Raw genomic sequence first — 13,089 nt, 5'->3', positions numbered from 1 at the left:
CTATTTCTTCCTGCCGCCACGCAAAGTGCGCCATGCCATAAAGACATTGTAGCCTGTGACAAGCGCCACGAGCAACATGCATACCGTCAGTTCGTAATCCGAATAACAGTAGTAGCCCACCGCCAGACCAATCGATGCAAGGCAGAGCACAATGTTGATAACCAATAACACCTTGTTCTGTTTCGGATGCTCCGATAAGGGCGCCGGCCGGTTGCCTGAACCTCCGATATACGGCTTCATGACTGCAGGAATTGAGTGATTACTTCCAAGGCTTCGGCTTTAGCCTTCTCCAAGTCGTCGTTCACAATCACCTTGTCGAACTTCGGAGCAAACGAAAGCTCGTACTGGGCCTTTGCCACGCGGTCTTCGATTACTTCGGGCGTATCGGTGCCCCGTCCTACAAGGCGGCTACGAAGTTCTTCCACCGAAGGCGGCTGGATGAATACCGACAAGGCACGGTCGCCATAGAACTTCTTGATGTTGCATCCGCCCACAACGTCGACGTCGAACACCACGTTCTGTCCGTCGGCCAGTTGCTTTTCGACCTGTGCTTTCAGCGTGCCGTAGAAGCGGTCGTGATAAACCTCCTCGTACTCCAGAAACTCATCGTCTGCAATACGACGGCGAAACTCTTCCGGCGTCAGGAAAAAGTATTCTACACCGTCGCGTTCGGTTCCGCGCGGCGGACGGCTGGTAGCCGATATGGAAAAAGCCAGATTCAGGTTCTGTGTCAGCAGATAATTGATGATGGTTGACTTGCCCGAGCCCGAGGGGGCTGAAAAGATAATCAGTTTAGCCACAACGATTCTATTAAGAATTAAAATATTTAAGTAGTTAAATTAAGAGAGGAAGAATTCTTCCTTTCCATCACATCACGTTCAGGACCTGTTCCTTGATCTGCTCCAGTTCGTCCTTCATCTGAACGACAATCTTCTGCATCTCGGCATGGTTGGACTTGCTGCCCAGCGTATTGATTTCGCGCCCCATTTCCTGAGCGATGAATCCTAACTTCTTGCCTTGTCCGCTGCCGTTTTCCAGCGTGCTGATGAAGTATTTCAGGTGATTGGCCAGACGTTGTTTCTCTTCGTTGATGTCGAGCTTTTCGATGTAGTAGATGAGTTCCTGCTCCAGACGGTTTTTGTCGTAATCCACGCTCAGTGTTTTTTCCAAAGCTTCCGTAATGCGATCCTTGATTTTTCCGACCCGTTCCTTCTCGTAAGGCTCAACGGTTTCAAGCAGATGGGTGATGTTTGCTATTTTCTCACGGAATTTCTTTTCGAGGGCGGCACCTTCCTGCTTGCGGAAGTCCACCAGATGCCCGATAGCATCGCGTACGGCGGCAGCTACCACGCTCCACTCCTCGTCGGTCACCTCGACCGTCTCGTTCTTGGTCATCACGTCCGGCATGCGAAGCAAAGCTGCAAACCAGTCTTCGGGCTCGGGAATACCCGTCGCAGCCGATATTTCCTTTATCCGATTGTAGTAAGCCGTCACCAGTTCCTGATTGATGGGAGTAGCCAGTTGTTCGGCATCTTTCTTCTCAATCCATAAGCTGAAATCCACCTTTCCGCGCTCCAGCGTCTTGGCTATTTCGTTACGGATTTCCATCTCTTTCTCTCGGTAAAGCGGGGCAATGCGTGTAGACAAATCCATTGCCTTGCTGTTAAGCGATTTTATCTCAACGTTCACTTTTTTATCGGGCAGTTCGACTGTTGCCTTGCCATAACCCGTCATTGACTGTATCATAATGCTTCTTAAGTTTTGCGCAAAATTACACGATTATTTTAAATACTGAAAATAATCATGTATTTTTGTCTGCTGATTAAAAGATTAGAAACTATGTCATGTATCTTACATATTGAGACGTCTACTTTCGCCTGCTCGGTGGCAGTCAGCGAAGACGGACAAAACGTATTTACAAAAGAAGACCTGAACGGCCCATCTCACGCCGTTTCATTGGGAGTATTTGTCGAAGAAGCCCTGTCGTTTGCCGACAGCCATGCCATGCCGCTCGATGCGGTAGCCGTCAGCTGCGGCCCAGGCTCGTACACCGGCCTGCGTATCGGTGTGTCCATGGCCAAAGGCGTGTGCTACGGACGCGACCTGAAACTCATCGGCCTGCCTACGCTGAAGGTGCTTAGTGCCCCCGTGCTGCTCTATCACGACGAGCTGCCCGACGACGCCCTGCTGTGCCCCATGATCGACGCCCGCCGCATGGAAGTTTATGCCGCCATTTACGACCGCGCCCTCAGACCCGTGCGCGACATTGCCGCCGACATTGTGGACGAAAACTCGTACACGGAATTTCTGAACGAACATCCCGTATACTTCTTCGGCGACGGAGCCGCCAAGTGCAAGGAGAAGATTACTCATCCCAACGCGCACTTCCTTGACGACATCCGTCCGCTGGCCAGCATGATGTTTCCGCTAGCCGAAAAAGCTATAGCCGAACAGGACTTCAAGGACGTAGCCTACTTCGAACCCTTCTACCTGAAAGAGTTCGTGGCCAGCATGCCCAAAAAGTTGCTGTAAGCCGACGCCGTGAAAGAAAAAGACATTACCCAACGTCAATTATCCATTAACAAAATGCAATATAACACTCAACAGAAACGGATGCCTCTTCCCGAATACGGACGCAGCATCCAGAACATGGTAGACCACGCTCTGACCATCGAGAACCGTGCCGAGCGCCAACGCTGTGCCAACACCATCATCAACATTATGGGAGGTATGTTCCCGCACTTGCGCGACGTGCCCGACTTCAAGCACAAGCTTTGGGATCACCTGGCCATCATGTCCGACTTCAAGCTCGACATCGATTATCCTTTCGAAGTCATCCGCAAGGACAAGCTAGACAACAAACCCGAGCCCGTTCCCTACCCCAACACCAAGATACGCTACCGCCACTACGGACGCACGCTGGAAATACTGATCCAGAAAGCTTGCGAATTTCCCGAAGGCGACGAGAAGCGCAATCTGGTAGCCCTGATCTGCAACCACATGAAGAAGGACTACATGACGTGGAACAAGGACACGGTAGACGACCGCAAGATAGCCGAAGATCTTTTAGAACTGTCGAACGGAAAACTGCAAATGACCGACGACATCGTACGCCTGATGGCCGAACGCATCGAGCAGAACTACCGTCCCAACAAGGCTAATAATAACAACAACCGGAACAACAATAACAACCGGAACAATAATAAACGGAAATACTAAAATACCCTGCAACACCATGGCATCATTTGTAATAGAAGGAGGTCACAGACTTTCGGGCGACATCTATCCCCAGGGAGCCAAAAACGAGGTACTGGAGATTATCTGCGCCACTCTGCTCACACCCGAGGAAATCATCGTGCACAACGTCCCCGATATTCTGGACGTCAACAATCTGATTCAACTGATGCGCGACATGGGCGTCACCGTGTCCAAGCAAGGAATAGATACTTACAGCTTCAAAGCCGAGAACGTCGACTTGGACTATCTGGAAAGTGATGCCTTTCTGAAGAAATGCTCCAGTCTGCGTGGCTCTGTCATGCTGGTAGGTCCCATGGTGGCACGATTCGGCAGAGCGTTGATTTCCAAACCCGGAGGCGACAAGATAGGACGCCGCCGACTGGACACACACTTCATCGGCATACAGAACCTGGGCGCCGACTTCACCTATAACGACAAGCGCGAAATCTTCGAGATTACCGCCCGCGAGTTGAAAGGCACCTACATGCTGCTCGACGAAGCGTCCGTCACCGGTACCGCCAACATCGTCATGGCTGCCGTGCTGGCCAAAGGCAAAACAACCATTTACAACGCAGCATGCGAGCCTTACGTACAACAGCTGTGCCGCATGCTGAACCGTATGGGGGCCAGGATAGAAGGCATTGCCTCGAACCTGCTCACCATCGAAGGCGTAGAAGAGCTGCACGGAACGGAACACACCGTACTGCCCGACATGATCGAAGTGGGTAGCTTCATCGGAATGGCTGCCATGACAGGAAGCGAACTGACCATCAAAAACGTGTCGCACCAGAATCTGGGCATTATTCCCTACAGCTTCCGCCGACTGGGCATCCAGATGGAGCAACGGGGCGACGACATCTACATTCCTGCTCAGGACAGTTACGAAATAGAATCATTCATCGACGGCTCCATCATGACCATTGCCGATGCCACGTGGCCGGGACTTACTCCTGACCTTCTCAGTGTGATGCTTGTAGTAGCCACACAGGCCAAAGGCAGTGTACTCATCCACCAGAAGATGTTCGAAAGCCGTTTGTTCTTTGTGGACAAACTGATAGACATGGGAGCGCAAATCATCCTTTGCGACCCGCATCGCGCCGTTGTCATCGGTCACAACCACAACTTTAAGCTGCGCGGAGGCAATCTGACTTCACCCGACATCCGGGCAGGTATCGCCCTGCTGATAGCAGCCATGAGTGCCGATGGCATCAGCCGCATCCACAACATCGAACAGATAGACCGCGGCTACCAGAACATCGAAGGACGACTCAATGCACTGGGAGCACGGATAACGAGAATATAAACAATATGATCAAACGAGAAGAAGTATATAAAATAGGTATATTCAACAAGCCCCACGGCATCCACGGCGAATTGCAGTTCACCTTCAGTGACGACATCTTCGACCGTGTGGAAGCAGAATACATCATCTGCCTGTTGGACGGCATCCTCGTACCCTTCTTCATCGAAGAGTACCGCTTCCGTTCGGACACCACAGCCCTGATGAAACTCGAAGGAATCGATACCGCCGAACGGGCACGCATGTTCACCAACGTTGAGGTCTACTTCCCCATAAAACATGCCGAGCAGGTTGCGCCGGACGAACTGACGTGGAACTACTTCGTAGGGTTCCGTATGGAAGAAATACACCACGGACACTTGGGTGAAGTAACCGATGTGGACGACTCTACCCTCAACACCCTCTTCATCGTAGACCGCCAGGGAGAGGAACTGCTCATTCCTGCACAGGAAGACTTTATCGTCGACATCGACCAGCAGCATAAAGTCATTACGGTAGACTTGCCACAAGGCCTGCTGAACCTTGATGAAGCAGAAGAGGAATAAAACGAGAAAAGCCTGGTTTACAAAAAAACAATACTGAATAAACAGGATCGAATCATGATAAAGAAAAACAGGAAACGAAGAAAAGCCTTTTGGAAGGACATCAAATTCAAGTACAAACTGACCGTCATCAACGAGAATACGCTGGAAGAGGTCTTCGGTTTGCACGTGTCCAAACTGAACGGCATCTCCGTACTGCTTTCCGTACTTACTGTCCTGTTTCTGATTGCGGCCCTCATCATAGCAGCCACACCTCTGCGCAACTATTTGCCCGGTTATATGAACAGTGAGGTCCGTGCACAGGTCGTAGAAAACGCCTTGCGGGTAGACTCCCTACAGTTATTGGTCAACCAGCAGAACCTCTACATCATGAACATCCAGGACATCTTTCTGGGAAAAATCAAAGCCGACACCGTACGTTCCATGGACTCACTGGCCATTCTCCGCGAGGACTCGCTGATGGAACGCACCCAACGCGAAACCGACTTCCGCAAACAGTATGAAGAGGCCGAAAAGTACAACCTGACCAACATCACCGCTCACACCGAAGCCGATGGACTGATCTTCTACCGCCCCACCCGTGGTATGATTTCGGCCAAGTTCGATGCCGAACAACAACACTTCGGCACCGACATTGCCGCCAATCCCGGTGAAAGCGTTTTGGCTACCCTCGACGGCACGGTCATTCTGAGCACTTATACCACCGAAACAGGGTACATGATAGCCATACAACACAGCCAGGAGTTCGTTTCAATATATAAGCATTGTGGTTCGCTGCTCAAGAAAAGCGGCGATAAGGTGAAAGGCGGCGAAGCCATTGCACTGGTAGGAAATACCGGGCAATTGACTACTGGCCCGCATCTGCACTTCGAGCTGTGGCACAGGGGCAGGGCCGCCGATCCGGAATTATTCATTGTATTCTAAACCGAACAACTGAAATATACATTATATATAAGTATAGAGAAATACTCAAAAAACGAATCTGAAAATGATAAAGAAACAGATTGCCATATTAGGTTCTACCGGCTCCATCGGGACGCAAGCCCTGCAAGTCATCGAAGAGCACCCCGACAAATACGAGGCCTACATACTGACGGCCAACAACCGTGTCGAGGAACTCATCGCACAGGCGCGCAAGTTTATGCCCGAAGCCGTAGTCATAGCCAACGAGTCGAAATATCCGCGACTGAAAGAAGCACTGGCCGACCTGCCTATCAAGGTATATGCCGGCGAAGAGGCTCTTTGCCAGATTGTTGCCGAGAAACCCGTTGACATGGTACTGACTGCGATGGTGGGCTATGCCGGACTGAAACCTACCATCAACGCCATCCGTGCCCGTAAAACCATCGCTTTGGCCAACAAGGAGACACTCGTCGTAGCAGGTGAACTGATCAACGACCTGGCACGCATGAACCGCACATCCATTCTTCCTGTCGACTCGGAACACTCTGCCGTGTTCCAGTGTCTGGCTGGTGAAAACGGAAACGCTATCGAGAAAGTCATTCTTACCGCGTCGGGAGGTCCCTTCCGCACGTTTACTCACGAGCAACTGAAAACAGTGACTAAAGAACAGGCTCTGCATCATCCCAATTGGGAGATGGGTGCCAAGATTACCATTGATTCCGCTTCGATGATGAACAAAGGATTTGAAGTGATAGAAGCCAAATGGTTGTTCGGCGTACGCCCGGATCAGATAGAAGTAGTTGTACATCCGCAATCGGTCATTCACAGCATGGTACAGTTTGAAGACGGTGCCGTAAAAGCACAGCTCGGTATGCCCGACATGCGCCTGCCTATTCAGTACGCATTCTCCTATCCCGACCGTCTGCACGCCTCGTTCCCACGTCTGGACTTCACCAAATGTACGGAACTGACTTTCGAGCAACCCGATACCACCCGTTTCCGTAACTTGGCTTTGGCTTACGAAGCCCTGCACCGGAGTGGAAACATGCCCTGCATTGTCAATGCAGCTAACGAAGTGTGCGTAGCCGCTTTCCTACACGACCGCATCTCCTTCCTCGGCATGAGCGATGTGATTGAAAAGACCATGGAACGTGTATCTTTCATCAGCAAACCTACCTACGAAGACTATGTAGCCACCGATGCCGAAGCGCGCCGTGTAGCCGAAAGCGTCATCAATGGATAATTGAAAATTAATAATTAATAGTTGAATTTTAATAGTTGGATAAATAATGGAAACATTCTTGATTCGTGCCCTGCAACTGATTATGAGCCTTTCATTGCTCGTCGTCATACACGAAATGGGGCACTTCCTCTTTGCCCGCCTCTTCAAGACGCGAGTGGAAAAGTTCTGCCTCTTCTTCGACCCCTGGTTCACGCTGTTTAAGTTCAAACCTAAGAACAGCGAAACAGAATACGGTATCGGCTGGCTGCCTTTGGGTGGTTATGTCAAGATAGCCGGTATGATAGACGAGTCAATGGATACCGAACAGATGAAGCAACCCATGCAGCCATGGGAGTTTCGCGCCAAACCGGCATGGCAACGACTGCTCATCATGGTGGGAGGTGTGTTGTTCAACTTCTTGCTGGCCCTGTTCATCTACTCCATGATACTCTTTGCCTGGGGTGACTCTTACATTCCCGTACAGAAAGCCCCGCTCGGTATGGACTTCAACGAAACGATGCATCAGGCAGGCTTCCGCGACGGTGACGTATTAATCTCAGCCGACGGCGTACCCTTCGAGCGTATGGGTAGCGATCTGCTGACCGCTATTGTTGATGCTCGCCAGGTGACTGTATTGCGTGACGGCAAAGAAGCATCCGTCTACATCCCCGAAAACCTGATGGACCGACTACTGGCCGACAGTACACGCTTTGCCGACTTCCGCTATCCGTTTGTTATCGACAGTGTCGTAGCCGGGCGTCCTGCCGCACTGGCCGGACTTCAACCGGGCGACAGCATCACCCAACTGGACGGACGAAACATTGCCTATTTCGACTTTAAGGAAGAAATGATGAATCGCCAAAAGGACGGACAAGCCTCACACGATATCCGTCTGACCTATGTACGTAACGGCGTTACTGATACCCTCAGCCTGACAACCGATTCACTTTACGAAATCGGAATTACGGCTGAAATGCGTACCGCACGCCTGTTGCCAGTGGTACAGAAAGAATACTCGTTCTTCTCTTCATTCCCCGCCGGAGTAGCTTTAGGTATCAACACACTGAAAGGCTACGTAGGCCAAATGAAGTATCTCTTCTCTAAGGAAGGAGCCAAACAACTGGGTGGCTTTGGAACCATCGGCAGTATCTTCCCCGCTACATGGGATTGGCATCAGTTCTGGTACATGACAGCCTTCCTCAGTATCATTCTGGCCTTTATGAACATTCTGCCTATCCCAGCCTTAGATGGTGGACACGTTCTGTTCCTGCTCTATGAGATTATTGCACGCCGTAAACCGAGCGACAAGTTCATGGAACACGCACAGATGGTGGGTATGTTCTTGCTCTTTGCCCTGCTTCTTTGGGCTAACTTCAACGACGTACTGAGATTCTTATTCTAAAAGAATCTCGTATAAAATAAAAAGAATTGCACGTATGCATGACTGAGTCATGTATACGCGCAATCCTCCCTCTTAGGTTCACCATACTTTGAAAATACATCTATTCAAACGTGGCCTTATATCTGAACAAAAAAAGTCAATAGCTATGATACACACCATTTCCTTACCTAAACAACTCTTTCTTTTTCTACTATTGATTCTTTTGGCAAACATCCGTTACAACCTGCATGCCAACGATCTACAATTCATCCCGTTGAATTCCTCATCTTTACCGACCAACGAAGTGCGGAATTTATATCAGGACAATGATGGTTACATCTGGATTTCAACCTATAACGGCTTACTGCGCTTTGATGGCTACTCTAATATAGTCTATCGCCCTAATGGTATCGACCCCACACACAATATAAACGGCTTTGTAAACATTGTATCCGAAGACAACAACCACAAGCTATGGATAGGTACAAACAACGGCTTGTACGTACTTGACAAACAAAAGGGGAATATTAAAAAGATCATCTCTCCCCTCCTCCAAGTAAGCCATATTGAGGCCTTGGAATGTACCAGCAAAGGAGAAATATGGGTAGGAGCCAATAAAGGTATTTTCAGGAAAAGGGCAGGAAGTAATACTTTTGAATTATGTGATTCACAGATTCAAGAAACAAATAGTCCGTATTTTGATGTCAAATCCATCATTGAGGACTCCAACGGAAACATATGGATAGGAACGTGGGCTCAAGGGTTACTTCGTTACGATCCGAAAAGCGACCGATTCTATACCTACAGAAACATCAACCCGTCACAATCAGCACATACCTTATTCGAAGACAACAAAGGTAATATATGGATAGGGACATGGCGACATGGCCTGATCAAAATGGAAAATCCATACGACATGGATAACTATAGTCTTAAACACTTCAAACATGAAGAAAACCGGGAAGAAAGTCTGTGCGATAATATCATATATACAATCACACAAGACCGTAATACCGGAAAATTATGGATTGGCGCACGTAGCGGACTCAGTATTCTTGAATCGGAAAACGGAAACGGTACATTCAGCAACTATCTGCCCAACAAAGGAAAAAATCCATTACCTTTCAATGAAGTCAATGCCTTACTGTACAGCCGGGACGGACTCATGTGGATTGGTATGCTTGGAGGAGGTGTCTATACTGTAAACACCAGAAAAAAGCTGTTCAACTATGACCCGATAGCTCCATTATTGCAACGTTTCCCCACCAGTTCGGTACGCAGTGCTTTTCCAGCAAGCGAACAATCCATTTATATGGGAATTATGGGATATGGACTCATTGAATACAACGTTGCCGAACAGAAAGTAATACATTACAAACAACATTCCGCATTCAGTCATCTTCCCTATATATCAACCGTCAACGATATAATCCGCCTGTCCGACGGCACCTTCTGCTTTGCAACGTGGGATGACGGAATATGGTTATACAACGGTAAAGAGACAAAAGTAGTCAATACGCAAACACAACCTGCTCTGACCGATGTATGCATCTATTCGTTATTGGAAGACAAACGAGGCAACCTCTGGATTGGAACACGAACCGGACTATGCATGCTCGACCCGAAAGGAAAAATGTGGACCATAGACATGCTAATCCCCAACGAAAAACAGGCGTGGGCACAAGTTCCCGTTTTCAAAATAGTAGAAGACAAAAACAGCAATATATGGATAGCAACTCCCAACAATGGCATTTGGCGTCTGACATACGATGGAAATAAATACAGTGGGAAAATTTACGCCGCCTCGCATAACAACTCTCAATCAGTAGGTGCCATGACTATGTGTGTCGACAGCCATAACCAAATATGGGCAGGCACTAATGGAAACGGGCTTGATTTGTATGACGAGAAAACTGACCGTTTCCTGTCCGTGTTCAATGAACAATTCGAACCGGGCGATGTCGTGTTTTCAATGATTGAAGACAATTCAGAAGGACTGTGGCTGACCACCAATACCAAAATGTATCACATTAATATTAACCATATTGATGCTGCACATATTCATACCCATACCATGGAGGAAGGATTACAAGACCATATATTCAACCGTAATGCCTGTTTCAAGAAAGAAGACGGCACCTTATACTTCGGAGGTGCACGAGGACTGAACAGCTTCCGTCCGGATCAGATCAGCTACGACAACACTTCCTATCCAGTTGTTATTACCGACCTGCAAATACACAATACCTCCATCCGGCATTTACCTCAGGCAGAAGTAGAAAAAATACTCAACGCCCCATTGGATTATGCCACGCATATCGTACTACCTTACGATAAAAACAATTTCAGTCTCGACTTTTCAATACTGAGTTATATCAATCCACAACTAAACAAATACAAATATCAACTGGAAGGATACGACCCTAAATGGATTTCGACCAATGCCCGCCGTCATTTTGCCTACTACAACAATTTACCGGCCGGCGACTATATATTCAAAGTAAAAGGAGCTAATCCCAATGGGAACTGGTCGAATCAGGAACGCAGTATCCATATCACTATTCTGCCTCCACCCTGGTTGTCCTGGTGGGCTTATTGTCTGTACATTCTGCTGGCCATAGGCATATTTGTATACCTTTATATTACAATACGGAAACGTATGCTGATGAGACGTGCCATCGAAATGGGGAAATTGCAACGACAAAAACTCGAAGAAGTGAACCATGCCAAACTGCAATTCTTTACCAATATTACCCACGAACTGCTTACTCCTCTTTCGGTCATACAGGCTTCGGTAGAAGAACTGAATTTACAATATCCACGTATGAAAAGCCAGCTAAGAGGTATATCTGACAATTCCATGCGCCTCATCAGGCTTATACAACAAATTCTGGAGTTCCGGAAAGTAGAAAATGCCAAGCAACAACTGCGTGTATCCGAAGGCAACATCACCCTGTTCATCAAACGTTCAGTCATAGCTTTCACTCCGCTCGTACGGAAAAAGAAGCTATACATCGCATTAGAAAACTTCGACACTCCCTGTACGGGTTATTTCGATTCGGACAAGCTTGACAAGATTCTCTATAACCTGTTGTCAAATGCGGCTAAATACACTCTCGAAGGAGGGACAATCACTCTAAGACAAAGTATTGATCCTAACAACCAGCGTTATACATTCAGTATAAACAACCCGGGAACACCTATTCCCGCAGAGAAAATAAATCACCTTTTCGAACGTTTTTACGAAGGAGAGTACCGTAAATTCCATACTATAGGTACCGGAATTGGATTATCGCTTACCAAAGACTTGGTCAAACTGCATCACGGTGATATCCGCGTAACCAGTACCTTGGAAGAAGGTACCACATTCACCGTAGAAATTCCTTTCGGCCGTAATGTCTTCAGCAATGAAGAAGTAGACGATTCACCAAACAACTATCTGGATGCCGAAACCGAAAATCTTGATCACGAAGAAGCAGACACTCTGGCTGATAGAGAGGATAACATTCCCTCATCGCCCAACCATAATATACATGTACTATTGGCCGAAGACAATGAAGAACTGCGGAAAAGTATGGCAAGGATATTGTCGGCACATTTCCTTATATCAGAAGCAAAAGATGGCCGGGAAGCATGGCAAATGATCGGACAAGAAAAAATAGACTTAGTAGTAACCGACATCATGATGCCCGAAATCAACGGTATAGAGCTGTGCAAACAAATAAAATCGACATTCGAAACAGCCCATATTCCCGTCATCCTGATTACTGCACGCATCAGCGATACCAACCGTGTAGAAGGATACGAAGCCGGTGCCGACGGCTACATCTGCAAGCCGTTAAAGATATCGGTACTTACCGCCAAAATAAACAACTTACTTAAAAAACAAGAATTAGGAAAAAACAACGATGCACGCAAAAAACTGGTATTCGAAGCCAAAGAAGTCGACTATACACCACAAGATGAAGAATTCCTGAAAAAAGCACTGGATATTGTAAACAGTCATCTGGACGACCAGCAGTTCGATACCACAGCTTTCACCAACGAGATGGGTATGGCACGTACTACCTTCAACGAAAAAATGAAGCAACTGGCCGGAGTAACCCCTGCCGTATTCATATCAAACGTACGTATGCAGGCAGCTTTCCGACTGATACAGGAAAACAAAAAAATGAGAATATCGGAACTTGCCTATAGCGTAGGCTTCAACGACCCGAAATATTTCAGTCTCTGCTTCCGCAAAAAATTCGGCATATCACCCAAAGACATGAAAAGCGAAGGAGAAAAAACGAACGAAGAATAAGCAGTCTTGCATTCCAATACAATAACGCCCTTGCAGCAGCCCAGTCTGAGGAATGCATCCGACTACAAATTAACTCCCAAAAGGTAGAATAACTACCGGAAAAGGTCGAAAAAACACCAATCAACCTTTTCCGGTAGTTATTCTACCTTTCATTTTGCTCATTAATATACTTTTGCAACGAACAATTCATTTTAATCTTAA

Annotated in this window: 11 protein-coding genes; 8 read left to right on the top strand and 3 right to left on the bottom strand. The window is 47.8% G+C overall.

The genetic code is table 11. The features are described 5' to 3' along the window. From BQ5591_RS06555 to BQ5591_RS06545, 3 genes are all read right to left on the bottom strand, one after another. Positions 1-240 carry a hypothetical protein gene (locus BQ5591_RS06555; RefSeq protein ID WP_071148834.1) on the bottom strand — a complete coding sequence of 80 codons (240 nt, stop codon included), beginning with the start codon at positions 238-240 and terminating at the stop codon, positions 1-3. Next, positions 237-800, bottom strand: a complete 564-nt coding sequence (gene gmk / locus BQ5591_RS06550; RefSeq protein ID WP_071148833.1) for a guanylate kinase — start codon at positions 798-800, stop codon at positions 237-239. The genes BQ5591_RS06555 and gmk overlap by 4 nt, the downstream gene beginning before the upstream one ends. A gap of 67 nt (positions 801-867) precedes the next feature. Further along, positions 868-1,746 (bottom strand): YicC/YloC family endoribonuclease, encoded by an 879-nt coding sequence (locus tag BQ5591_RS06545; RefSeq protein WP_071148832.1) that lies wholly within the window; start codon positions 1,744-1,746, stop codon positions 868-870. A gap of 93 nt (positions 1,747-1,839) precedes the next feature. Between BQ5591_RS06545 and tsaB the strand changes: the two genes are divergently transcribed. The 8 genes from tsaB (at position 1,840) to BQ5591_RS06505 (ending at position 12,888) form a co-directional block, all read left to right on the top strand. Then, positions 1,840-2,532 carry a tRNA (adenosine(37)-N6)-threonylcarbamoyltransferase complex dimerization subunit type 1 TsaB gene (gene tsaB, locus BQ5591_RS06540; protein WP_071149366.1) on the top strand — a complete coding sequence of 231 codons (693 nt, stop codon included), beginning with the start codon at positions 1,840-1,842 and terminating at the stop codon, positions 2,530-2,532. A 54-nt stretch (positions 2,533-2,586) separates the two neighbouring features. Continuing rightward, on the top strand, positions 2,587-3,219 hold the full coding sequence (locus tag BQ5591_RS06535; RefSeq protein WP_022164031.1) for a DUF4290 domain-containing protein: 633 nt from the start codon (positions 2,587-2,589) through the stop codon (positions 3,217-3,219). Between the two features lie 16 nt (positions 3,220-3,235). Beyond that, positions 3,236-4,540 carry a UDP-N-acetylglucosamine 1-carboxyvinyltransferase gene (murA, locus tag BQ5591_RS06530; RefSeq protein ID WP_071148831.1) on the top strand — a complete coding sequence of 435 codons (1,305 nt, stop codon included), beginning with the start codon at positions 3,236-3,238 and terminating at the stop codon, positions 4,538-4,540. A gap of 5 nt (positions 4,541-4,545) precedes the next feature. Continuing rightward, positions 4,546-5,082 (top strand): ribosome maturation factor RimM, encoded by a 537-nt coding sequence (gene rimM / locus BQ5591_RS06525; RefSeq protein ID WP_022164029.1) that lies wholly within the window; start codon positions 4,546-4,548, stop codon positions 5,080-5,082. A 54-nt stretch (positions 5,083-5,136) separates the two neighbouring features. Beyond that, a complete protein-coding gene (locus tag BQ5591_RS06520; RefSeq protein WP_022164028.1) occupies positions 5,137-6,003 on the top strand; it encodes a M23 family metallopeptidase in 867 nt (288 codons plus the stop codon). Between the two features lie 64 nt (positions 6,004-6,067). Next, entirely contained in the window at positions 6,068-7,225 is a 1,158-nt protein-coding gene (locus BQ5591_RS06515; protein WP_205410624.1) for a 1-deoxy-D-xylulose-5-phosphate reductoisomerase, read from the top strand. Positions 7,226-7,271: 46 nt separating this feature from the next. Beyond that, the gene (rseP, locus tag BQ5591_RS06510; RefSeq protein WP_022164026.1) at positions 7,272-8,606 is read left to right on the top strand and encodes an RIP metalloprotease RseP; all 1,335 of its coding nucleotides are present in this window, start codon (positions 7,272-7,274) and stop codon (positions 8,604-8,606) included. A 145-nt stretch (positions 8,607-8,751) separates the two neighbouring features. Beyond that, positions 8,752-12,888, top strand: coding sequence for a hybrid sensor histidine kinase/response regulator transcription factor (locus BQ5591_RS06505; RefSeq protein WP_071148830.1), 4,137 nt, complete (start codon positions 8,752-8,754; stop codon positions 12,886-12,888). Positions 12,889-13,089 lie beyond the last annotated feature (201 nt).

The organism is Bacteroides ndongoniae (assembly GCF_900108345.1).
GTDB lineage: Bacteria > Bacteroidota > Bacteroidia > Bacteroidales > Bacteroidaceae > Bacteroides > Bacteroides ndongoniae.
Note: the sequence above shows the minus strand (reverse complement) of the source record. Positions and strands in the feature narration are given on the sequence as shown.

Bases quoted from the DNA above. Each gene is read 5' to 3' on its own strand.
- BQ5591_RS06545 (WP_071148832.1), bottom strand. From the start codon at position 1,746: ATGATACAGTCAATGACGGGTTATGGCAAGGCAACAGTCGAACTGCCC.
- BQ5591_RS06515 (WP_205410624.1), top strand. From the start codon at position 6,068: ATGATAAAGAAACAGATTGCCATATTAGGTTCTACCGGCTCCATCGGG.
- BQ5591_RS06520 (WP_022164028.1), top strand. From the start codon at position 5,137: ATGATAAAGAAAAACAGGAAACGAAGAAAAGCCTTTTGGAAGGACATC.
- BQ5591_RS06555 (WP_071148834.1), bottom strand. From the start codon at position 240: ATGAAGCCGTATATCGGAGGTTCAGGCAACCGGCCGGCGCCCTTATCG.
- BQ5591_RS06535 (WP_022164031.1), top strand. From the start codon at position 2,587: ATGCAATATAACACTCAACAGAAACGGATGCCTCTTCCCGAATACGGA.
- BQ5591_RS06505 (WP_071148830.1), top strand. From the start codon at position 8,752: ATGATACACACCATTTCCTTACCTAAACAACTCTTTCTTTTTCTACTA.
- rimM (WP_022164029.1), top strand. From the start codon at position 4,546: ATGATCAAACGAGAAGAAGTATATAAAATAGGTATATTCAACAAGCCC.
- tsaB (WP_071149366.1), top strand. From the start codon at position 1,840: ATGTCATGTATCTTACATATTGAGACGTCTACTTTCGCCTGCTCGGTG.
- rseP (WP_022164026.1), top strand. From the start codon at position 7,272: ATGGAAACATTCTTGATTCGTGCCCTGCAACTGATTATGAGCCTTTCA.
- murA (WP_071148831.1), top strand. From the start codon at position 3,236: ATGGCATCATTTGTAATAGAAGGAGGTCACAGACTTTCGGGCGACATC.